The sequence below is a fragment of the Streptomyces sp. NPDC002853 genome (genome assembly GCF_053591915.1).
Genome location: NZ_JBSFUS010000016.1, coordinates 87,829 through 109,722, shown reverse-complemented (window position 1 = coordinate 109,722; position 21,894 = coordinate 87,829). Strand labels below are relative to the sequence as shown.

At 70.0% G+C, this 21,894-nt stretch carries 24 protein-coding genes and 1 tRNA gene; 10 read left to right on the top strand and 15 right to left on the bottom strand.

All coding sequences use genetic code 11. The annotated features are described in order from the left end of the window. Positions 1-16: 16 nt before the first annotated feature. Together ACWD02_RS37055 and ACWD02_RS37050 are read left to right on the top strand one after the other, a co-directional pair. The gene (locus ACWD02_RS37055) at positions 17-463 is read left to right on the top strand and encodes an ankyrin repeat domain-containing protein (protein WP_451219429.1); all 447 of its coding nucleotides are present in this window, start codon (positions 17-19) and stop codon (positions 461-463) included. A gap of 506 nt (positions 464-969) precedes the next feature. After that, the gene (locus ACWD02_RS37050; RefSeq protein ID WP_451219426.1) at positions 970-1,314 is read left to right on the top strand and encodes an antibiotic biosynthesis monooxygenase family protein; all 345 of its coding nucleotides are present in this window, start codon (positions 970-972) and stop codon (positions 1,312-1,314) included. Between the two features lie 70 nt (positions 1,315-1,384). On the opposite strand, the gene ACWD02_RS37045 is transcribed toward ACWD02_RS37050, so the two are convergent. Continuing rightward, positions 1,385-1,669, bottom strand: coding sequence for a hypothetical protein (locus ACWD02_RS37045; protein WP_451219423.1), 285 nt, complete (start codon positions 1,667-1,669; stop codon positions 1,385-1,387). Then, positions 1,666-1,962, bottom strand: a complete 297-nt coding sequence (locus ACWD02_RS37040) for a hypothetical protein (RefSeq protein WP_451219421.1) — start codon at positions 1,960-1,962, stop codon at positions 1,666-1,668. The genes ACWD02_RS37045 and ACWD02_RS37040 overlap by 4 nt, the downstream gene beginning before the upstream one ends. 171 nt (positions 1,963-2,133) lie before the next feature. Between ACWD02_RS37040 and ACWD02_RS37035 the strand changes: the two genes are divergently transcribed. The 7 genes from ACWD02_RS37035 to ACWD02_RS37005 all read left to right on the top strand — a co-directional run bounded on the left by ACWD02_RS37035 (position 2,134) and on the right by ACWD02_RS37005 (position 11,143). Then, positions 2,134-2,610, top strand: coding sequence for a GntR family transcriptional regulator (locus tag ACWD02_RS37035; protein ID WP_451219651.1), 477 nt, complete (start codon positions 2,134-2,136; stop codon positions 2,608-2,610). A 71-nt stretch (positions 2,611-2,681) separates the two neighbouring features. Beyond that, on the top strand, positions 2,682-3,443 hold the full coding sequence (locus ACWD02_RS37030; protein ID WP_451219419.1) for a response regulator transcription factor: 762 nt from the start codon (positions 2,682-2,684) through the stop codon (positions 3,441-3,443). Beyond that, a complete protein-coding gene (locus ACWD02_RS37025) occupies positions 3,440-5,026 on the top strand; it encodes a sensor histidine kinase (RefSeq protein ID WP_451219416.1) in 1,587 nt (528 codons plus the stop codon). The genes ACWD02_RS37030 and ACWD02_RS37025 overlap by 4 nt, the downstream gene beginning before the upstream one ends. Before the next feature lie 26 nt (positions 5,027-5,052). Next, entirely contained in the window at positions 5,053-6,423 is a 1,371-nt protein-coding gene (locus tag ACWD02_RS37020) for a glycosyltransferase (RefSeq protein ID WP_451219413.1), read from the top strand. Then, the gene (locus ACWD02_RS37015) at positions 6,420-8,600 is read left to right on the top strand and encodes an ArnT family glycosyltransferase (RefSeq protein WP_451219410.1); all 2,181 of its coding nucleotides are present in this window, start codon (positions 6,420-6,422) and stop codon (positions 8,598-8,600) included. The genes ACWD02_RS37020 and ACWD02_RS37015 overlap by 4 nt, the downstream gene beginning before the upstream one ends. A 158-nt stretch (positions 8,601-8,758) precedes the next feature. Beyond that, positions 8,759-10,276 carry an MFS transporter gene (locus ACWD02_RS37010; RefSeq protein WP_451219407.1) on the top strand — a complete coding sequence of 506 codons (1,518 nt, stop codon included), beginning with the start codon at positions 8,759-8,761 and terminating at the stop codon, positions 10,274-10,276. Between the two features lie 96 nt (positions 10,277-10,372). After that, positions 10,373-11,143, top strand: a complete 771-nt coding sequence (locus ACWD02_RS37005) for a TetR/AcrR family transcriptional regulator (RefSeq protein WP_451219404.1) — start codon at positions 10,373-10,375, stop codon at positions 11,141-11,143. Between the two features lie 23 nt (positions 11,144-11,166). Here ACWD02_RS37005 and ACWD02_RS37000 read toward each other — a convergent pair whose 3' ends face one another. The 4 genes from ACWD02_RS37000 to ACWD02_RS36985 form a co-directional block, all read right to left on the bottom strand. Then, entirely contained in the window at positions 11,167-11,628 is a 462-nt protein-coding gene (locus ACWD02_RS37000) for a PPOX class F420-dependent oxidoreductase (protein WP_451219401.1), read from the bottom strand. A gap of 26 nt (positions 11,629-11,654) precedes the next feature. Next, entirely contained in the window at positions 11,655-12,473 is an 819-nt protein-coding gene (locus tag ACWD02_RS36995; protein ID WP_451219398.1) for a YceI family protein, read from the bottom strand. 173 nt (positions 12,474-12,646) lie between these two features. Further along, positions 12,647-15,172, bottom strand: a complete 2,526-nt coding sequence (locus ACWD02_RS36990; RefSeq protein ID WP_451219395.1) for an MFS transporter — start codon at positions 15,170-15,172, stop codon at positions 12,647-12,649. Between the two features lie 14 nt (positions 15,173-15,186). Continuing rightward, positions 15,187-15,666 carry a MarR family winged helix-turn-helix transcriptional regulator gene (locus ACWD02_RS36985; RefSeq protein WP_451219392.1) on the bottom strand — a complete coding sequence of 160 codons (480 nt, stop codon included), beginning with the start codon at positions 15,664-15,666 and terminating at the stop codon, positions 15,187-15,189. Positions 15,667-15,838: 172 nt separating this feature from the next. On the opposite strand from ACWD02_RS36985, the gene ACWD02_RS36980 reads away from it, so the two are divergent. Further along, entirely contained in the window at positions 15,839-16,042 is a 204-nt protein-coding gene (locus tag ACWD02_RS36980) for a hypothetical protein (protein WP_451219389.1), read from the top strand. Positions 16,043-16,133: 91 nt separating this feature from the next. Here ACWD02_RS36980 and ACWD02_RS36975 read toward each other — a convergent pair whose 3' ends face one another. The 9 genes from ACWD02_RS36975 to ACWD02_RS36935 all read right to left on the bottom strand — a co-directional run bounded on the left by ACWD02_RS36975 (position 16,134) and on the right by ACWD02_RS36935 (position 21,870). Further along, positions 16,134-16,919: a hypothetical protein gene (locus tag ACWD02_RS36975; RefSeq protein WP_451219386.1), complete on the bottom strand. Its 786-nt coding sequence runs from the start codon at positions 16,917-16,919 to the stop codon at positions 16,134-16,136. A gap of 110 nt (positions 16,920-17,029) precedes the next feature. Next, on the bottom strand, positions 17,030-17,905 hold the full coding sequence (locus ACWD02_RS36970) for an RNA polymerase sigma factor SigF (RefSeq protein ID WP_451219383.1): 876 nt from the start codon (positions 17,903-17,905) through the stop codon (positions 17,030-17,032). 244 nt (positions 17,906-18,149) lie between these two features. Beyond that, positions 18,150-19,109, bottom strand: a complete 960-nt coding sequence (locus tag ACWD02_RS36965) for an RNA polymerase sigma factor SigF (protein WP_451219380.1) — start codon at positions 19,107-19,109, stop codon at positions 18,150-18,152. A gap of 236 nt (positions 19,110-19,345) precedes the next feature. Next, positions 19,346-19,639 (bottom strand): Dabb family protein, encoded by a 294-nt coding sequence (locus ACWD02_RS36960; protein ID WP_451219377.1) that lies wholly within the window; start codon positions 19,637-19,639, stop codon positions 19,346-19,348. A 52-nt stretch (positions 19,640-19,691) separates the two neighbouring features. After that, entirely contained in the window at positions 19,692-19,871 is a 180-nt protein-coding gene (locus tag ACWD02_RS36955) for a hypothetical protein (RefSeq protein WP_160505981.1), read from the bottom strand. A 398-nt stretch (positions 19,872-20,269) separates the two neighbouring features. Continuing rightward, a tRNA-Ser gene (locus ACWD02_RS36950) sits at positions 20,270-20,354 on the bottom strand. A gap of 58 nt (positions 20,355-20,412) precedes the next feature. Next, entirely contained in the window at positions 20,413-20,844 is a 432-nt protein-coding gene (tadA, locus tag ACWD02_RS36945) for a tRNA adenosine(34) deaminase TadA (RefSeq protein ID WP_451219648.1), read from the bottom strand. 62 nt (positions 20,845-20,906) lie between these two features. Continuing rightward, positions 20,907-21,479: a tRNA adenosine deaminase-associated protein gene (locus ACWD02_RS36940; protein ID WP_451219645.1), complete on the bottom strand. Its 573-nt coding sequence runs from the start codon at positions 21,477-21,479 to the stop codon at positions 20,907-20,909. 205 nt (positions 21,480-21,684) lie between these two features. Continuing rightward, entirely contained in the window at positions 21,685-21,870 is a 186-nt protein-coding gene (locus tag ACWD02_RS36935) for a hypothetical protein (protein ID WP_367043588.1), read from the bottom strand. Between the last annotated feature and the right edge of the window lie 24 nt (positions 21,871-21,894).

Genomic DNA, 21,894 nt, shown 5'->3' with positions numbered 1-21,894 from the left:
GGGTGCCCCTATCTGTTTGGTCAAGGTCGTGGGTCAGGTCTGTTTGGTCAAGGTCGTGGGTCAGGACGGCGGCATGACGGATCGGGATCTGCTGGGGCGGACGGCGGTGCACTATGCGGCGGCTGATGGAGACGCGCAAGGCATGAAGGTGCTGTTGGCCGGGGGTGCCGACCCCGAGGCAGCCGATGCCGCGGGCTGGACGCCGCTGCATTTCGCGGCTCAGGCCCAGGCGTCGTCGGCCATCGAGGTCCTCGTGGCGGCGGGTGCGGCGGTCGATCCCGCGGATAGTCACGGGAACACGCCGTTGTGGAGGGCGGTGTTCTGTTCGCAGGGCGAAGGGGCCGTGATCCGGCTGCTGCTGGAGGCCGGCGCCGACCCCGACCGTGTCAACGCTCATGGTGTGAGCCCGCGGGCCTTGGCCGGACGGATCGTCAACCATGACGTTGCGCCCCTCGGATCATGAACAAGAACGAGGGGGCGCCATGGCGGACCGGGGTCGTGTCCCAGGAAGTGGCGTAGTAATCCGGAGTTCACGACTCCGCAGGTCATCGTGACAGTGAGGCTGCCGCCCCACCCGAACATCGTCGGCGTCGCCACGAACAGCGCCGCTGCCGCTCGTAAACGCCCGGCGGCGCCGGCAGACGAGTAGGCGAGTGACGGAGGGGGGCTGGGCTGGGCTGCCGGGTGCTGTCACGCTGCGGCGCCGACCGCGTGCCGCGGCACCCGGGCCTTTCGAGTGCGGCCGCATGCCGCATGCTTCGCGTTCGCCGTGCCAGCCGCACTTGCTGTGCCGGCCGGGTGCTGTCGCGTCTCCCGCACCCATCGCACCCATCGCACCCGTCGCGCCTGCCGCGAAGCCGGCGCGCTTCCGCGCCCCCAGCTGACCGAATGGTCAAGTCTCTCTGCCCGTACGGCAATGAAGGGCTGGCGAGGGTGGACAGGCAGGTGGGGGCCGTTGAGGCTGTGGTCATGAGCGATCGAGCCGTCAGACCTGTCCTGCCTTTCCAACCCCCCTACTACGCCGTCGTGTTCAGCTCTCTGAGGACCGACTCCGACGACGGTTACGACGAGACCGGCGACCGCATGGACGAGCTCGTCGCCTCCGTGCCCGGCTTCCTGGGGATGGACTCCGCGCGGACTCCCGGCGGCCTCGGTATCACCGTCGGGTACTTCCGCGACGTAGACGCGATCGCGCAATGGCGCAGCGACGCCGAGCACCGTACGGCCCAGAAGCGGGGGCGCGCCGAGTGGTACGAGCGGTACGTCGTGCATGTAGCCAAGGTGGAGCGCAGCTACGGCTTCGAGCGGGGGTAGGGGCGGCCCTGTGGCAAGAAAATCCCGGCGGTGCGGTCCACCGCCGGGATTTTCTTGCCACGCAGACGTCTCAGCGCAGCCTGTGACCCCGGCTCTCCGCGACGCGCAGAGCGTCCTGGAGCGCCTCCGTCAAGCGCTCGGCCAGGTAACGGATCTCGCCCTCGGTGGCGTCGCCGAGCATGCCGCGCGCGTACGTGAGCAGCTCGCCGCCCATGCCTAGCTGTACGGACTCCATGGCGTCGGCGACCCGGGACACGGGGCCCGTGGCGTCGCCGATCAGGTAGCAGGGCTTGCCCTCCGGGCCGGACCAGGGCAGCAGGCGGGCGGGGGTGATGAGGTCGTCATCGTCCGTCATCGGGCCACCTCCACGCCGTGGATCCAGTACGGGCCAGGCATGTCCAACCCGAGTGTCGCCAGTGCCAGTTCACGGCGGCGGGTGTGTTGTTCGTGCGCGGTGAGGTACGGGCGTACGAGGCGGCTTGCCTCTCCGGTCAGGGGAAGCAGGGCGTCCAGACCGTAGCGGCTGCGGGGGGTGGAGAGGTCCGGGCCCGCTGATCTGGGGGGCGTGGAGGCGGTCGTCGTGGGCGTGGGGTGGGGGATCAGGAGGAGTCTCACCCAGGCGGTGAGGTGGCGGATAAGGTCGGGCATGTCGTCAGCTCCTTGCTTTGGTTGGCTGATGGCCACGCCCCCGGACGGTTGCCTCCGTCGCGGGGGTCTCGGCCTCCGTCACGATAGCAAGGCTAACCGAGCATGCTAGGGCTAACTGAACAATTCCCTGAATCGCACTGGAGTGCATGGCATGCCCATCATGGTCTGGTGATGGAATTCGCCCCAGACAAGCCTCGCTGGCGCCAAGTGGCCGAGGTGATTCAAAACCGGATTGAGGACGGCACGTATCCCTCGCGCAGCCGTGTGCCGTCCGTCGTCCAACTGACCGCAGAGTTCGGCATCGCCAACGCGACCGCGCACAAGGTGCTTACGGGGCTACGCGCGAAGGGTCTGACCTACACCGAGCCGGGTCTCGGCTCTTTCGTCTCCCCTGCTTCCCGGTCAAAGGGACCCGCTGAGAGCCACGACACCCAGCCTGCCTGGCGCCAGGTCGCCTCAGTCATCACCGCGCGCATCAGCGACGGCAGCTATCCCGTTGGGGCGCGAGTACCGTCCACGTTGGAACTGTCCGCCGAGTTCGAGATCGCGACATCCACGGCTCAGAAGGTGCTTGCCCACCTCAAGGAGGAGGGGCTCGTCCGAGCCGAGGTCGGTCTCGGCTCGTTCGTAGCTGAGCCTCGGCGGTAGGCCCCCGTTTCTCAGGAAATTCACAGGTTCCGGCAAGGGCCCTCTCAGGCCCCCCGCCCAAGCTGTACGCCATGACTACGACCTCGCCCCAGGGGCGTACCGAACTGCTCAGGGCGGACGGGAGCCCCGTCCGCGTGCTCGTCGTCGATGACGAGGTTTCGTTGACCGAGCTGCTCTCCATGGCCCTGCGCTACGAAGGCTGGCAGATCCGCAGCGCGGGGGACGGCGCCGGTGCGGTACGCGCCGCCCGTTCCTTCCGGCCCGATGCCGTCGTGCTCGACATGATGCTGCCGGACATGGACGGCCTGGCCGTGCTCGGACGGCTGCGGCGTGAACTGCCCGACGTGCCCGTGCTGTTCCTCACCGCCAAGGACGCCGTCGAGGACCGCATCGCCGGGCTCACCGCCGGGGGCGACGACTACGTCACCAAGCCCTTCAGTCTGGAGGAGGTCGTCGCCCGGCTGCGTGGGCTCATCCGTCGGGCGGGGGCCGCCGACCGGCGCAGCGAGTCCGTCCTCGCCGTCGGAGATCTGACCCTCGACGAGGACAGTCACGAGGTCACGCGGGGCGGGGACTCCATCCATCTCACCGCCACCGAGTTCGAGCTGCTCCGCTTCCTGATGCGCAACCCGCGCCGCGTGCTCAGCAAGGCGCAGATCCTGGACCGTGTGTGGAACTACGACTTCGGGGGCCAGGCCAACGTCGTCGAGCTCTACATCTCGTATCTCAGGAGGAAGATCGACGCCGGCCGTGAGCCGATGATCCACACGCGGCGCGGTGCCGGGTACCTGATCAAGGCCGCGTCCGCGACCGAGGCGGCCGCCGCCTCATGACCCGGCGGCGGCAGCCGCGGTCGCTGCGGACGCGGCTCGTCGTCTCGGCGGTGGCGTTGATCGCCGTCGTCTGCGCGGTGATCGGCACGGTGACCACCATCGCGCTGCGCTCGCACCTGTACGACCAGTTGGACAAGTCGCTCGACGCCGTGGCGATGCGGGCGGCGGGGCCGTTGCCCGATCCGGGGGCCGATGTTCCCGGCGGCCGGGCGGGGGACTCGGAGGACGATCCACTGCGGTTCGTCTCCAAGGGGCCTCAGGAGATCGGCACCATCGGCGCCGTGGTCGAGAGCGACGGCTCGGTCGGCGAGGCCCTGGTCAGCAACGAGTCGGACAGCGGCAGCATCGAGCCGCAGACCGAGCACCTCGACGGGGCGCAGTCGGAAGCGCTCGCTTCCGTGCCGCGCGACAGGGCCTCGCACAACGTCGACATCCCCGCCCTCGGCGAGTACCGCGTCCAGTACTCGACGGGACCCAACGGCGACTTCCTCGTCGGCGTCCCCACCACCAAGGTGCAGAACACCCTCAATACGTTGATCATCGTCGAGGTCAGCGTCACCGCCGCGGGCCTGGTCGCCGCCTCGCTGGCCGGCGCCGCCATGGTCGGCGTCGCGCTCCGCCCGCTGCGCCGGGTCGCGGCGACCGCGACCCGGGTCTCCGAACTCCCGCTGCACAGCGGCGAGGTGACGTTGTACGAGCGCGTCCCCGACACCGAGCCGAACACCGAGGTCGGACAGGTCGGTGCCGCGCTCAACCGCATGCTCGACCACGTGCACTCCGCGCTGCACGCACGCCAGGAGAGCGAGACGCGCGTACGCCAGTTCGTCGCGGACGCCAGCCATGAACTGCGTACGCCGCTGGCCTCGATCCGTGGCTATGCCGAACTGACGCGCAGGGGGCGGGAGTCGACCGGGCCCGACACCCGGCACGCGCTCGGGCGGATCGAGTCCGAGGCGCAGCGGATGACGGGGTTGGTGGAGGATCTGCTGTTGCTCGCCCGCCTCGACGAAGGGTGTGACGGCGGGCGATCCGGGGCTTCCGGGCGCCCCGGTGCCAGACTGCCGCTCTCGTACGAGAGCACTGATCTCTCGCCGCTGGTCGTGGACACCGTCAGCGACGCACGCGCCGCGGGACCCGAGCACTGCTGGGCCCTTGAGCTGCCGGACGAGCCCGCGCTCGTCCTCGCCGACGCGGCGCGCCTCCAGCAGGTCGTGGTCAATCTGCTGGCCAACGCGCGTACGCACACGCCACCGGGCACGAAGGTCACCGCCCGCGTGCGGTGGGCCGGGCCGGGCGTCTGCCTGGAGGTCGAGGACAACGGTCCCGGCATCTCCCCCGCCCTGCTCCCCCACGTCTTCGAGCGGTTCGCCCGAGGCGACGCCTCGCGCTCCCGGAACGCGGGTTCCACCGGGCTCGGCCTCGCCCTCGTGCAGGCGATAGCGGCGGCTCACGGCGGCACCGTGACGGTGGACAGCGTGCCGGGCCGCACGGTGTTCACCGTGTCCCTCCCTGCCGCATCGCCGCAGGTCAGCGGCGCGCCATGGGGCTCACAGGCGGGTCACAGGCTCACCACACAGCCCTGACAGACCAGTTGGCGAATGTCGGTCCCATGCAAACCGACTCTTCCCGGGGCGCTTCCCCGGACGCTTTCCAGGGCGGCGCTTGCTCGGTTCCTCTGCCGGCACGGGCCCACCTCCCCGCCGGATGGCGCGATGTGCCCGTCCTGGACATCGTGATCCCCGTCTACAACGAGGAGAAGGATCTGGGGCGGTGTGTGCGGCGCCTGCACGACCATCTCGTACGGACCTTCCCTTACCCCTTCCGCATCACCATCGCGGACAACGCGTCCACGGACCGCACCCCCGAGGTGGCGGCGCGGCTCGCCGCGTCGAGCGAAGAAGTCCGCTACACGCGACTCGAGCAGAAGGGGCGCGGGCGGGCGCTGCGCGCCGTGTGGTCCGCCTCGGACGCCCCCGTCCTCGCCTACATGGACGTGGACCTCTCCACCGACCTGAACGCGCTGCTCCCGCTGGTGGCGCCGCTGATCTCCGGGCACTCCGACCTGGCGATCGGCTCCCGGCTCGCGCGCAGTTCGCGTGTGGTGCGCGGCCCCAAGCGGGAGTTCATCTCGCGCGGCTACAACCTCATCCTGCGCGGCTCCTTGCAGGCCCGCTTCTCCGACGCCCAGTGCGGGTTCAAGGCGATCAGGGGGGACGTGGCGGGGGTGCTGCTTCCGCTGGTCGAGGACACCGGGTGGTTCTTCGACACGGAGATGCTGGTGCTCGCCGAGCGCGCGGGCCTGCGCATCCACGAGGTGCCGGTCGACTGGGTCGACGACCCGAACTCCACGGTCCACCTGGTCAGGACGGCCACGGACGACCTCAAGGGGGTGTGGCGGGTCGGGCGTGCCCTCGCGGTCGGCGCGCTCCCGCTCGACCGCCTCGCGCGCCCCTTCGGGGACGACCCGCGCGACCGGCAACTGGCCGGTGTGCCCGGCGGCCTGGCCCGCCAACTGGTCGGCTTCTGCGTGGTCGGCGCGCTCTCCACGCTCTTCTACCTGCTCCTGTACTCCGGCTTCCGTACGTTCTCGGGCTCGCAGGTGGCCAACGCGCTCGCCCTGCTCGTCTCGGCCGTCGCCAACACGGCCGCCAATCGGCGCCTCACCTTCGGGGTGCGCGGCCGTGACCGGGCGATGCGCCATCAGGCGCAGGGCCTGGTGGTGTTCGCGATCGGCCTCGCCCTGACCAGTGGCTCGCTGGCCGCCCTTGGCGCGGCTTCCGGCGACCCGTCCCACTCCACGGAACTCGCCGTGCTGATAGCCGCCAACCTCGCGGCGACCGTGCTGCGGTTCCTGCTCCTTCGGGCCTGGGTCTTCCCGGAGCGCCGCTCGGATCCGCCACTGCCCTCGCCCGACGCCTCGTCCTCGTACGAGCTCACCTCCGCACATGACTACGCACACGACCCGAGGAACGCCCGATGACGACGACTTCCCACGCGACCGCGTCCGCGCCGCCGCTCGTGGCGCCGGGTGAGCGAGCCCACCGGGCCACGCGCAGCCTGCCCGTGCGGCTCTGGCGCGGGCGCCCCGACGACCCGCGCTGGGCACGCCCCGCCTTCCTCGGCCTGTTGCTCGCGACCGCGGTCCTGTACTTCTTCAACCTGAGCGCGTCCGGTTACGCCAACTCCTTCTACTCCGCCGCCGTCCAGGCAGGCAGCCAGAGCTGGAAGGCGATGTTCTTCGGCTCGCTGGACGCGGGCAACGCGATCACCGTCGACAAGCCCCCGGCCGCGCTCTGGCCGATGGCCCTGTCCGTACGCCTCTTCGGGCTCAACTCCTGGGCGGTCCTTGCCCCGCAGGTGTTGATGGGCGTCGCGACGGTCGGTGTCCTGTACGCCGCCGTGCGCCGCCGGTTCAGCCCGGCGGCCGGGCTGATCGCGGGTGCGGTGCTCGCGTTCACACCCGTGGCCGCGCTGATGTTCCGGTTCAACAACCCGGACGCGCTGCTCGCGCTCCTGATGACGGTCACCGTGTACTGCGTCCTGCGTGCCCTTGAGCACGGCCGGACCAAGTGGCTGGTGTGGGCGGGCGTCGCGGTCGGCCTTGCCTTCCTCGCCAAGACGCTTCAGGCGTTCCTGATCCTGCCGCCGCTCGCCGTCCTCTATGCGGTGTGCGCACCCGTGCGGCTGCGCAAGCGCTTCGGCCAGCTGGCCCTCTCCGGGCTCGCGATGATCGTCGCGGGCGGCTGGTGGGTCGCGATCGTGGAGCTGTGGCCCGCGTCTTCGCGCCCGTACATCGGCGGCTCGCAGAACAACTCCTTCCTCGAGCTGACCTTCGGCTACAACGGCCTCGGCCGCATCAACGGCGAGGAGACCGGCAGCGTCGGCGGCGGGGGCGGCCCCGGCGGAGGCGGCGGCCAGTGGGGCGAGACCGGGCTCGGGCGGATGTTCAACTCCGAGGTCGGCGCCCAGATCTCCTGGCTGCTTCCCGCCGCGCTGATCCTGCTCGTCGGCGGCATCGTCCTGACCTGGAAGGCCCGCAGGACCGACACCACGCGCTCGGCGTTCGTGGCGTGGGGCAGCGCGCTGCTGATGACGGCGGCCGTCTTCAGCTTCATGGCGGGGATCTTCCACCAGTACTACACGGTCGCCCTCGCCCCCTACGTCGCCGCCCTGATCGGCATGGGCGCCACGGTCCTGTGGGAGGAGCGGGCCAAGTGGTGGGCGGGCGCGCTGCTCGGCGTGAGCGTCGCGGGCACGGCGTGGTGGGGGTACGTACTCCTCGGCCGGACCCCGGATTACCTGCCGTGGCTGCGCTGGGCGGTGCTGATCGGCGGCCTCGTGGGCGCGGCGGGCCTGCTGCTCGGCGCCCGGCTCGGGCGGCGACTCGCGCTGGTGGCGGTGGGGCTGAGCCTCGCCGCTTCGGTGGCGGGTCCGGCCGCGTACACCCTCTCCACGGTGAACAGCGCGCACACCGGGTCGATCGTGACGGCGGGTCCGGCTTCTGCGGGTGGGATGGGCGGCGGTCCCGGTGGCGGTGGCGGTCGGCCTGGCGGCGGTGGCGGCGGCGGTGGCGGTGGCGGTGGCGGTGGCGGCGGAATGCAGCCGCCCGGCCAGCAGAACGGTCAGGCTCCCGGGGGACAGAAGGGGCAGGCGCCTGGCGGCCAGAACGGCGGCGGCATGGGGCAGCCGCCGGGCCAGGGAGGGCAGACCGGCCAGCAGGGGAAGCAGCAGCGCGCCATGCCCGGCGGTGGCACGGGCGAGCGCGGAGGCGGCGGCATGGGCGGCCTCCTCGACGGCGCCCAGGTCAGCGCGAAGGCGAAGAAGCTCCTGGAGGCGGACTCCGGCGACTTCACCTGGGCGGCGGCGGCCATCGGCTCGCAGAACGCCGCGAGCTACCAACTCGCCACCGGGGACCCGGTGATGGCCATCGGCGGCTTCAACGGCAGCGACCCGTCCCCGACCCTCGCCCAGTTCAAGCAGTACGTCGAGGACGGGAAGATCCACTACTTCATCTCGGGCGGCGGCATGGGAGGTGGAGGCGGCATGGGCGGCGACAGCGGCACCTCCTCCAAGATCACCTCCTGGGTGGAGGACACCTTCAAGAAGGTCACGGTCGGCAGCGCGACGTTCTATGACCTGACCCAGCCCAAGAGCTGACCCGGCCCCGGTCCGGGAGACGACCGGAGGGGCCGACCGCAACCAGCGGCCGGCCCCTCGCGCATACCCGTCGGCAACCCTCTTGTACGCCGTACGGGAGATGCCTTACGGTGTACATCGCACTCCGCACTTACACCGTATAAGCAGAAGGAGAGGGCATGACGGCAACGACGACCGCCGAGACCCCCACCGCCTCTCAAGGGCACCCGCAGCGCTGGCTGATCCTCGGTGTCATCTGCCTCGCTCAGCTCACCGTCCTCCTGGACAACACCGTCCTGAACGTCGCCATCCCCTCCCTCACCGAGGAACTGGACGCGTCCACGGCCGACATCCAGTGGATGATCAACGCCTACTCGCTCGTCCAGTCGGGCCTGCTGCTCACCGCGGGCAGCGCGGCCGACCGCTACGGCCGCAAGAAGATGCTCATCGCGGGCCTGGCCCTCTTCGGGATCGGCTCGCTGGTCGCGGGCCTCGCCCAGTCCTCGTCGCAGCTCATCGCCGCACGGGCCGGGATGGGCGTCGGCGGTGCGCTCCTGATGACCACCACCCTCGCGGTGGTCGTGCAGATCTTCGACGACACCGAGCGGATGAAGGCCATCGGCCTCTGGTCGACCGTCAACTCCCTCGGTTTCGCGCTCGGTCCGCTGATGGGCGGGGTCATGCTCAACCACTTCTGGTGGGGCGCGATCTTCCTGATCAACATCCCGGTCGCGCTCATCGGGCTCGCCGCCACGGTCAAACTGGTCCCCGAGTCCAAGAACCCCCTGGGTGACCGGCCCGACCTGCTCGGCGCGCTGCTCTCCACCATCGGCATGGCCTCGGTCGTGTACGCGATCATCTCCGGCCCCGAGCACGGCTGGGCGTCGACGCAGGTCCTGGTGGCGGCCGCGGTGGGCGTCGTGGTCCTCGGCGGCTTCGTCGTCTGGGAGCTGCGCATCCCGTACCCGATGCTGGACATGCACTTCTTCCGCAACCAGCGCTTCATCGGGGCCGTCGCGGGCGCCATCCTGGTCGCCTTCGGCATGGGCGGCTCGCTGTTCCTGCTCACCCAGCACCTGCAGTTCGTGCTCGGGTACGAGCCGTTGGAGGCGGGCCTGCGCACGGCGCCGCTCGCGGTGACCGTCGTGGCGCTCAACCTCACCGGCCTCGGCGCGCGGCTCCTGAAGAGGACGAGCACCCCCGCGACGATCGCCATCGGCATGAGCCTGCTCGCCGCGGGTCTCGCGGCCATCGCCGTGCTCGGCGGCGACAACTACGGCGGGATGCTGGCCGGCCTCATCGTGATGGGCGCGGGCATCGCGCTCGCCATGCCCGCCATGGCCAACGCGATCATGAGCGCCATCCCGCCGGCGAAGGCGGGCGTGGGGGCCGGCGTCAACGGCACGCTCGCGGAGTTCGGCAACGGTCTCGGCGTGGCCGTGCTCGGCGCTGTCCTGAACTCTCGGTTCGCCTCGCTCGTCACCGTCTCCGCCGTCTCGCTGCCCGCCGCGCTTGCCGCAGCGGGGTCGGACGCCGAACGCACCAGGATCGCCGACGCGTTCTCCTCGGGTCTTCAGACCAGTCAGCTGGTGGGCGCGGTGGCCGTGTTCCTCGGGGGCATGCTGGCAGCCGCGTTGCTGAAGCGTGCGGAGAGGGCAGACTCTGCGAAGACGGACCCGGCCGCGGCGTCCGCATAGCATCGACGGACGGGCGACGGACTGGCTGATTCCGGTCTGTCGCCCGCTTCGGACCACCGGTACCAGTACAAGAGCTCAGGACCAGGAAGGTGCGCCATGGCGAAGGCAGCCGACCGCGCGAAGCGCCCCGCGCGGACCAGCGTCTGGCTGGAGGGCAAGGCCCCCCGGAACGGCGCGGGCCGCAGGAGTGATCAGCCGTCGGGCCTGGACCGGGAGCGCATCACCGAGGCCACGGTCCGCCTCCTGGACGAGGAGGGCCTCGCCAAGTTCTCGATGCGCCGCCTGGCGGCGGACCTGAACGTCACGGCGATGTCCGTGTACTGGTACGTGGACACCAAGGACGACCTCCTCGAACTGGCCCTGGACGCGGCCGCCGGGGAGATGGCCTTGCCGGACCCGGAGTCGGCCACACCCGAGCGGTGGCGCGAGGCGCTGCGCGAACTGGCCGAGGAGTACCGGCGGTTGCTGGTCAGGCACGCCTGGGTGTCACCGCTCGTCGGCAACTTCCTGAACATCGGGCCGAACTGGATCAAGTTCGCCCTCGCCGTGCAGGAAGTGGTCCGCGGCACCGGCCTGCCCACGGAGAAGCAGGCGGGCGCGATCGCCGCGGTCTTCCAGTTCGTGTACGGATTCGGCACCGTGCAGGGCCACTACATCGCGCGGTGCGCGGCTGCCGGGCTCACGCCGGAGGAGTACTTCAGGGAGGCCATGGGCGCGGTCAGCGACCATCCGAGCCTGGAGAAGACCCTGGACGGCTCCACCGACATCATGGAGGCGCGGGGCGGGGCCACGGTCGAGGAGATGTGGGAGCTCGACTTCAAGGTCGCGCTCGACCTGCTGGTCGCGGGCATCGAGGCGACCCTGTAGCCCTGTGGCTGAACATTGACCCGCTAGTCCTTGGGTGCCGGGAACCCCCCGGTGGCCACCGGCCCCCACCGCTCCGGGGTGATCCGGATGATGGACTTGCCCTGCTTGACCATGGCCTCGCGGTACTCGTCCCAGTCCGGGTGCTCGCCGGAGATGTTCCGGAAGTACTCGACGAGGGGCTCGACGGACTCCGGGGAGTCGATGACCTCGGCCGGGCCGTCGATCTGCACCCACGGCCCGTTCCAGTCGTCGCTCAGCACGATGATGCTGACCCGCGGATTCCGCTTGGCGTTCCGCGTCTTGGCCCGCTCCGGGTAGGTGGACACCACGATCCTGCCGGAGTCGTCGACCCCGCAGGTCAGGGGGGATCCCTGCGGGGTGCCGTCGGCGCGGGAGGTGAGCAGGACCGCCCGGTGCCTGGGCCGGACGAAGTCCAGCAACTCATCGATGGAGACCGTGGTGTTGGTAGCGATGTTCGGTGCCATGACCGCACCCTAGTGGCCGCGGACCGCTAGACCTGGGGGAGTGCGTCCCCTTGGACCGCCTGGATGTCCAGCTCCACCCGCAGGGTGGTGCCGATCGCCGAGATGCCCGCCTGGACCACCTGGTTGTAGTTCATGGCGAAGTCCTCGCGGCGCAGCTCGGCCGTGGCACGGAAGGCCGCGCGGGTCCCGCCCCAGGGGTCGGCCCCCGTACCGAGGTAGCTGAGGTCCAGGTCCACCGGACGTACGACACCGTGCATCTGGAGCTCGCCGTGTACCGTCCAGCGGTCCGGACCGGCGGGCGTGAGGCCCGTCGACCGGTAGACGAGCTCCGGGTACTGCTCGACGTCCAGGAAGTCCGGCGACTTCAGGTGGCCGTCCCGCATGCCGTTGCCGGTGTCGATGGACGCCGACCTGATGACCGCCTCGACGCGCGACTTCTCCACGTCCTCGGCGATCTCCACCAGCCCGCCGAACTCGGTGAACCGGCCGTGCACGCTGGTGATCCCCAGGTGCTGGGCGGTCGCGCCCACCGTCGAGTGCGCCGGGTCGATGGTCCAAGGGCCGGGCGGCGGCAGCTCCGTGCCGCCCTGCCTGGCCAGGACGATGTTGCCGACCTCGGCACGGCCGCTCGCCGTGACGAGCGCGGTCGAGGCCACGGGTGCGTAGCCGACCGCGGTGACGATGACGGTGTACGGGCCCGGCGGCAGGTCGGTCGCGTCGCGTACGGCACCTTCCTGGTCCGCGGCGGCGCGCAGCACCTGCGTGCCGGTCATGTCCGTCAGGGTGACGACGGCGTGCGACACCGCCCACCCGTCACGCGTCCGGATCCGAGCGCTGAGTCCCATCCCGTTTTCTCCTTGCCAAAGCTGAAAAGCCAGAAGCTCAAAAAGTGTGCGGCCCCCGGCGGTGGTGACACGGCCGTCCCCTGCCGTGTACGTCACCACCAACCCGGGGGCCCTTTCCACAACCGGCCCGTGCGCGCGCATCCGCTCGAAGCGCGCGCACGGGCCGGGGTCAACTACTCGCCCGGGTGGGCGAGTTCGATGTCGTGGTCGCTGACACCTTCACCGGCGACGGTGAGGCCGGTCGCCACCGGCGGGTAACCGGTCGCGATGACCGTGTACTCGCCGCTGTCCAGGTCGGTGAAGGCGTACGCGCCGTCCGACCCGGTGGTCGCGGAGGCGACGACGTTGCCCGCCGCGTCCACCAGGGTGACCCGTGCGTCGTTCAGCGGCCCGCCCGCGGCACGCACGGTGCCGAGCACCTGCGAACCGGAGTTGAGCTCGACCTCGACCCGGGTGACACCGACCGCGCCGACCTCGACGGGCAGCGCCATCGGGCGGTGGCCCGCGGCGTTCACCGCGATGGTGACCTGTCCGGGAACCAGCTCGGCGAAGGTGAACTCGCCCTGCTCACCGGTGAGCCCGGTGGCCAGGACGTCGCCGCGCACGTCGGTCACGATGACCATCGCGCCCGCGACCGGCAGCTTGCCGTCGGAGGCCCGCACCACACCGCTGAGGCCGCTCGTGCCGCTCAGCAGGATGTCGTACGTCAGGGCTTCGTCGGAGACGACGATCGTGGAGGCCTGCGGCTGGAAGCCGTCGGCCGACGCGATCAGCACGTACGAGCCCGCGCCGGGGGCGTCGACCGCGTAGGACCCGTCGCCCTGCGCGACCGAACGGCCCAGCTGCCGTCCCCCGAGGGAGATCAGCGTGACCGCGGCCCGCGGGACCGGGGTGCTCTCCGCGCCACGGACGAAGCCGCGGACGGGAGTGCCGCCGGTGGTCTGCAGGGGGGCGTCACCGGTGGCCGACGAGGCCAGGGCGGCGAGCTTCTGCGTGCCGTCGGGGCCCGTCTCGGTGTGTGCCCCCACGGAGGCGAGTACCGGTTGCTCGGCGGCCGCGGCGCCCGACGCGGTGGCGGCCGGGGCGTCGGCGTCCGAGGACTCGCTGGCCTGGGCCAGCGCACCCGACGTACGCAACGGAACCTCCTTGATGAAGATCGTGATCAGGAAGGCGAGGAACGCCAGCGGGGCGGCGATCAGGAAGACGTCGGCGATGCCGTGCCCGTAGGCGCTCTCCATGACCGTGCGGAACGGGGCCGGGAGCTTGTCCAGGTCCGGGATGGCGCCGCCACCCGTGCCGCCGTGACCCGCCTGCGCTGCCTTGGGGCCGAGGTCGGCCAGGCCGTCCTTCACGTAGTCGGTGATGCGGGTCGCCATCACGGCGCCGAGCGCCGAGACGCCGATGGCGCCACCGAGGGAACGGAAGAAGGTGACGACGGAGCTCGCGGAGCCGAGGTCCTCGGGAGCGACCTGGTTCTGCGTGGCGAGCACGAGGTTCTGCATCATCATGCCGATGCCGAGACCCATCAGGGCCATGAAGATCGCGATGTGCCAGTACTCGGTGTCGTACCGCATGGTGCCGAGCAGGCCGAGACCCGCGGTCAGGAGCGCACCGCCGGCGACCAGCCAGACCTTCCACTTGCCGGTCTTGGTGATGATCTGGCCCGAGACCGTCGAGGAGATGAACAGGCCACCGATCATCGGGATCGTCATGACACCGGACATCGTCGGCGACTTGTCGCGCGCCAGCTGGAAGTACTGGCTGAAGAACACCGTGCCCGCGAACATGCCGACACCCACGAAGAGCGAGGCCAGCGAGGCGAGGGTGATGGTGCGGTTGCGGAAGAGGCGCAGCGGGATGATCGGCTCGCTCGCCTTGGACTCGACGAGCAGGAAGAGCAGGCCGAGGACGATCGAACCGCCGACCATGGCGCCGGTCTGCCAGGACATCCAGTCGTACTTGTCACCCGCGAAGGTCACCCAGACCAGGAGCAGGCAGACGGCCGCCGTGATGAAGAAGGCGCCGCCCCAGTCGACCTTGACGTCCCGCTTCACGACGGGGAGCTTCAGGGTCTTCTGCAGGACGATCAGGGCGATGATCGCGAAGGGCACGCCGACGTAGAAGCACCAGCGCCAGCCGAGCCACGAGGTGTCGGTGATGACACCGCCGAGCAGCGGGCCGCCGACGGTGGCGACGGCGAAGGTCGCGCCGAGGTAGCCGGAGTAGCGGCCGCGCTCGCGCGGGGAGATCATCGCGGCCATCACGATCTGCGCGAGAGCGGAGAGACCACCCACGCCGATGCCCTGCACGACACGGCAGGCGATCAGCATCTCGGGGCTCTGCGAGAGACCCGCGACGATCGAACCGCCGACGTAGATGATCAGGGCTATCTGGACCAGGGCCTTCTTGCTGAAGAGGTCCGACAGCTTGCCCCACAGGGGCGTGGTCGCCGTCATCGCCAGGAGCGAGGCGGTGACGACCCAGGTGTAGGCGGACTGGCCGCCACCCAGGTCGCCGATGATTTCAGGCAGGGCGTTGGAGACGATCGTCGACGACAGGATCGCGACGAACATGCCGAGCAGCAGGCCGGAAAGGGCCTCCATGATCTGGCGGTGCGTCATCGGAGCGCCGGCGTCGTGGGACGCCGCTCCGTGCTTGGCGTGGCTGCCCCGCACACCGGATGGTGTGGTTGTTGCCATGGGCTTCCTCTTCGTTACGCGGGTGTACGGGTGGTCTCTTCCAGGGGGAGCCGGGCCGAAGCCGCGCGGCAGTCCCCGAAGCTGTCGCGCAGTCGCGCGAGCAGCGTGCTGAGCTGGACGACTTCGTCGTCTGACCAGTCATGCAAGTAGTGGGTGAGTGTCCTGACGGACAGCTCGGACAGCTCATTGACCTTGGCCTTGCCCGTGGGCGTGAGGCGCAGGATCCGGGAGCGCTTGTCGGCGGGGTCGGGGTCCCGGAGGATCCACTCCTTCTCGGCCACATGGGCCACATGGCGAGAGGTCACCGACATGTCCACGGCCAGCAGCTCGGCGAGCCTGCTCATCCGCATCTCTCCATGCCGGTCGAGCAGGATCAGTACGGCGGCGGACCCGCCAGGGCAGTCGTGCGGCAGGCCTCTGCCGAGGCCGCGCTTCACGGCACCGATGGCGCTGAGCTGTCGGGCCAGGTCCTCGTAATGACGCTGCGCGGCCACGACACCTCCTATGTTGTTGCTTAGGGCAACGATAGAGACAGTTGGTTGCCGCAGGCAAACTAAAACTGGACCAACCGCCTAAAGAGTCGGCAAAGCTCTGGGACCACGCTCGTAAAGTCCGTGGTCAGCGGGGGTTGGGCGGACCCCCGCTGATTCGCTAGGGTCCTGCGCTATGGCACACAACCCCCAGGGCCCCCAGAACACCCCCGACCCCGCCGGCAGCACGCAGATGTTCCGCGCCTTCGTCGACGAGTCCCCGCAGGGCCGCGCCCAGCAGCCCGCGGCCGCGTCCGCCGGCCCGCGCGTCGGCCTGATCATCGGCGTCGTACTCGCGATCGTGGTGATCGCGGGAGTGGCGTGGCTGGCGCTGAAGTAGAAGACGCCCTGGAGCGCCCCGCAGGGGCGCTGTAGGGGCGCGGGGAACTGCGCGCCCAGCCGCATGCGGCCCGCAGGCAGAGAAGAAACCCCTACTTCCACTTCACGGAGACGTCCTGCGTCTCCACATGCATGCCCAGCGGCACCCGCCAGGCCTCGACACACACGGGCCAGGTCTTCTTCACGGTCTCCCCCGCGCCGATGGGCGCGGGCAGCTCCCGCGTGGAGTCGATCGTGGCCCAGTCCACGCCGAGGGCGCCGATGATGTGCGTACCGAAGGTGACCGTGCCCGACCGCACCGGCGATCCGCCGGTGTTCTTGAAGGCGACGGTCACTTTCTCGCACCAGCGGTCGTCCGCGGGCTTCCGCTGCGGATCGCCCACGCTGAGCTTCGCGGGTCCGCTGGGAGGGGCGCTGGAGCTGCCGCCGGGGCTGGAGGGGCTGTCGCTCGCCCCGCCCTCGGGGCGGTCCGCCGATCCACCTCCGGAACTTCCGGAACCTCCGGAACTGCTATCCGTACGACCGGGCTTGGCGCCGCCGGTCGAGGTCTCGCCACCGGTCGGGGTGTCCGGAGAGTCGGAACTGCCCACTTGGTCGGGGGACTTGCCGGTGGAGTCGCCCGAACCGGATTTCGGGGACTCGGATTCACCACCCTTGCCGCCGGGCGAGGCGTCCTCGGCGGCGCTCTCGTCGAGCGGTACCAACTCCACGTCCCCGGTGGGGGCAACGCCCTTGCCCGGAGCCCGATCAGGCCCCGCGGCAGCCGGACCCGTGGCCACATAGCCGTCGCCGTCCCCGCCGCCGCAGGCCGCAAGCAGCCCGCCCAGGCACAGGGCGGCCGTAGACGCACCCAGTACGTTCCGCATGCCACGTCGCATCGCGACAGTGTGGCTGACGGGTCGTCAATTAGGAACCCCGTCAGCAACTCCAGGCCGTTTACGGCAACTCCTGTCCCCCTGCGGCGCCTTGAGCCACAGGGGGCGTGACCTCAGTCCGCGATGAGACCTTCCCGCAGCTGCGAGAGCGTGCGCGTCAGCAGGCGCGAGACGTGCATCTGGGAGATGCCGACCTCCTCGCCGATCTGCGACTGCGTCATGTTCGCGAAGAAGCGCAGCATGATGATGCGGCGCTCGCGCGGCGGGAGCTTGGCGAGCAGCGGCTTGAGCGACTCGCGGTACTCGACGCCTTCCAGCGCGCTGTCCTCGTACCCCAGGCGGTCCGCGAGGGAGCCCTCGCCGCCGTCGTCCTCGGGGGCCGGGGAGTCGAGCGAGGAGGCGGTGTACGCGTTCCCGACGGCCAGGCCGTCGACCACGTCCTCCTCGGACACCCCGAGCGCCTTGGCGAGTTCGGGCACGGTCGGCGAGCGGTCCAGCTTCTGCGCCAGCTCGTCGCTCGTCTTCGTCAGCGCGAGCCGCAGCTCCTGGAGGCGGCGCGGGACGCGCACCGACCAACTGGTGTCACGGAAGAAGCGCTTGATCTCACCGACGACCGTCGGCATCGCGAACGTCGGGAATTCCACGCCCCGTTCGCAGTCGAAGCGGTCGATCGCCTTGATCAGGCCGATCGTGCCGACCTGGACGATGTCCTCCATCGGTTCGTTCCGGCTGCGGAATCGCGCGGCCGCGTAACGGACGAGGGGGAGGTTGAGCTCGATCAGCGTGTCTCTCACATAGACACGCTCCGGGCTGTCCTGGTCGAGCGCGGCGAGCCGCAGGAACAGGGAGCGGGACAGGGTGCGGGTGTCGATGGCTCCGGGGGTCCCGGAAACTACTGAACTCACCAGCGCGTCAGGCGCTGATTCGCTCGGCGCTGATTCGCTCTTCGTGAGCGTGAGCACCTTCGAGCTGCCCTGGTCTGCGGACATGCCACCCCCTTGAGGTCGCGGACGGTCGCGGCGGACGTTCCCGTCGGAGGAACGCAGCCTCCACCTGAATACCGGACGTGGGGCTCCGGCAAACGCGGTTCCAGCAGAATGTCACATGTCGGCAACACGCTGTAGTTACATGTCGACAAAGAAGGGTGACATCGATGCAGGAAAGAGGGGGTCTGGGGCTTTTCTGCGCACGAGGCAGTCGGGAACCGCCGTGAGAGCAGTCCACTCGATACGGTTACGCCTCGATACGGTTTGCGGATCGAAGTCGCGCGAAGCTTCTGGCCAGCAGTCTTGACACATGCATCTGAGAAACGCCCAATTCGGCGCTGATCTGTGATTGCGTCAGATTGCTGTAGTAGCGAAGCAGCAGGATGCGCTGTTCGCGCTCGGGCAGTTGGACGAGAAGATGGCGGACGAGGTCGCGGTGCTCGACGCCGTCGAGTGCCGGGTCCTCATAGCCGAGCCGGTCGAGCAGGCCGGGCAGCCCGTCGCCCTCCTGAGCCGCCTCCAACGACGTCGCGTGGTAGGAACGTCCGGCCTCGATGCAGGCCAGGACCTCCTCCTCGGTGATCCGCAGCCGCTCGGCGATCTCCGCGGTCGTGGGCGAGCGCCCATGGGTCGTGGTGAGGTCCTCGGTCGCCCCGGTCACCTGCACCCACAGCTCGTGAAGACGGCGCGGCACATGGACCGTTCGTACGTTGTCGCGGAAGTACCGCTTGATCTCGCCGACCACGGTGGGCATCGCGAAGGTCGGGAACTGCACGCCGCGCTCGGGGTCGAAGCGGTCGATGGCGTTGATCAGACCGATCGTGCCGACCTGGACGACGTCCTCCATCGGCTCGTTGCGGCTGCGGAAGCGGGCGGCGGCGTACCGCACCAGCGGCAGGTTGGCCTCGATGAGCGCACCGCGGACGCGGCCGTGCTCGGGGCTGCCCGGCTCCAGGCCCTTCAGCTGGCCGAAGAGCACCTGGGTCAGGGCCCGGGTGTCGGCGCCCCTGCTGCTGGGGGTGCTCGGGGTGGTCGTGGCCGGCTGGGTGTCCTGGAGGGGCGGCGCGCTCTGTGTGCTCTGGGGGGCTTGTGGGCTCTGTGGGCTCTGTGGGCTCTGTGGGCTCTGTGGGCTCTGTGGGCCGGGTGGGCCGGGGCTGCTCGCCTGCGGGGTCACGGGTGGCGCTTCGGGCGCAGTACTGGCCGGCACGGTCAACGCCACCCCTTCTCGGTCAAGCCAAGTCAAGTCCTGTCGAGCTCAGTCAAGATCAGTCGACCTTCGTCAACTCATCCGTCAAAAGCGGTCATAGCATCACAAGACATGTGCACTGTGTGCAAGCACCCGATAACTACGTGTTGTGGGCCAAGTTGGGCCATAAGACGCAGAAAAGCCCCTCACCGTTCCGGTGAGGGGCCGCTTCGGGCGGGGCCGCTGAGCCGGGTGGCTCAGTACTCGTAGTCGGCGATCACCCACGTGGCGAACTCCCGCCACAGCGCGACGCCCGCCTGATGGGCCGGGTGCTCGATGTACCGCTTCAGCGCATCGGTGTCCTCGACCGCCGAGTTGATGGCGAAGTCGTACGCGATGGGCCGGTCGGTGATGTTCCACGCGCACTCCCAGAACGCCAGCTCCGGGATCTGCCCGCCGAGCGCGCGGAAGGCCTTGACGCCCTCGACGACGCGCGGCTCGTCGCGCTCCACACCGTCGTTGAGCTTGAAGAGGACCAGATGGCGGATCATGCGCACTCCTGGGAAGCGGGGAGAGGAGGGAGAGGACGGCGGGCCGAGCCGCTCAGTCCTTGCCTCCGTTGGCGACCCACGTCATGAAGTCACCGATGCTCTGAGCGGCGTCCGAGACCGCCTCGAAGCCTATCTGGACGTAGTCCGCGGCCTTGGCGGGATCGGTGATGATCACGTAGAGCATGAAGACGACGAGCGCGAAGAGCCCGATCTTTTTCCACTGCACCGCCATGCTCTCGGCCTCCCCTTACCTGCTGCGCTCTGTGGCCCCTGTGACGGCGGTGAGTCTAACCCGGCCAGTGCTCACAAGGTCTTTAAGGACCAACGGCCCGGCAGCGGAGGCCCTTTGCCGTGCCGTCCCCGGTGGCGCCGGGCGCAGGATTGGTGATGTGCCCCAGCGGATCTGGCAGGAATCCGCGGGCAAGGGACTGGCCCCACTGCGGGGACACGCGCCGTCGGCTTCCCCCCGAAAGGCGGCGCTGGCTCAGGGGTTCCAGTCCTCATCGGGGGGAGCGGCTTGTCCCCCCGATGCCGTTCCCCCCGTCCAGACAGTCCTGGCACCGTCCTGACCACTTCACCTACTGAACGACGAAGGCCCCGTCCTCGCGGACGGGGCCTTCGTATCAAGAGCGGTAGCGGTGGGATTTGAACCCACGGTGAGTTTCCCCACACTCGCTTTCGAGGCGAGCTCCTTCGGCCGCTCGGACACGCTACCGAGAGGAACTCTAGCCCAAAGAGGGCCGTGGTCAGAAATCCGTTGTCCGGGAGGCTTCTCAGCGTCCCCGGAAGAAGCGGGTGAGCACCCCCGCGGTCTCCTCCGCGAGCACGCCCTCGATCACCTCGGGCCGGTGATTGAGCCTTCGGTCGCGTACGACGTCCCACACGGAGCCCGCCGCGCCCGCCTTCTCGTCACGCGCCCCGTAGACGACCCGGTCGACCCGGGACTGGACGAGCGCGCCCGCGCACATCGTGCAGGGCTCCAGGGTCACCACCAGCGTGCAGCCGGTGAGCCGCCACTCCCCGAGCGCGGCCGCGGCCCGGCGGACGGCGAGCACCTCCGCGTGCGCCGTCGGGTCGCCGGTCGCCTCGCGTTCGTTGTGACCCGACGCGAGCACCGTCGTGCCGTCCGGGGACAGCACGACGGCGCCGACGGGCACGTCGCCGCCCCGCGCGGCCAGTTCGGCCTCGGCCAGGGCGAGCCGCATGGCGGCCCGCCAGTGGTCGCGCACGGGATCGGCTTCTCGCCCGGTTTCGGTCACACCTGAACCTAACGGACGGTCTCGAGCACCTCCGCCGCCCCGAGGATCTCGGCGATGTCGCTGAGCGCGTCACCGGGCTCCAGGCCGAGCAGGTCCTTCTCGGGCACGCCGAGGTCGGTCAGGAGCTCGGAGTCGCCGAGGGGCCCCGCGGGCACCGCGTCACCCGACGCGTCCCCCGGGTCGTCGTCAGCGGCGGGATCGGGGGCGGCATCGGAGCCGGCGGGTTCGCCGTCCTCCGTGCCGTCCAGGTCGAGGGCGTCCAGATCGACGCCCGGATCGTCGTTGCCCGGCTCGCGGCCGAGCATCTCGTCGGTGAGCAGGATCTCGCCGTACGAACTCCGGGCGGCCGCGGCCGCGTCCGAGACGTAGATACGAGGGTCCTCCTCACCGTCCACGCGGACGACGCCGAACCAGGCGCCCTCCTGTTCGATGAAGACGAGGACGGTGTCGTCCTCAGCGCTGCCGGCCGTGGCCTCGCGGGCCAGGTCGGTCAGATCCGACAGGGTCTCCACATCGTCGAGCTCCGTGTCGCTCGCTTCCCACCCGTCTTCGGTGCGCGCGAGCAGTGCGGCGAAGTACACCGTGACTCTCCCACTGGTCATAGACAGTGCCGGTTGACGGTTTGGGTGTCCCCCCGGCGAGTTCGGGGAGCGGGGGAGTTGCTGTTCCAAGCCCCGCCCACTCGGAATCGTGGCAGAAACCACGGCCTGAGGAGAGGTCTTCCGCCCGCTGTGTCCGCGTCGCGTTTCCCGGACAGCTCCCCGATGCCTGCGTGAGAGGTGGCCGCTACCAGCGGAACGTGCGCATACGCATCTGCTGACGCATCCGTGCCGCCCGGGCGCGGCGCGGCTTCACACGGTCGCGGAGCTCAAGGGCCTCGGCCCTTTCGTGCAGGAACTGGGCACGGCGGCGCCGGCGCTCGGCTTCGGTCTCGCGGTCCGGCTCTCGGCCGCCGGGCTCTCTGTCCGGCATGGGCAACACCACCCCAGGTCGTAC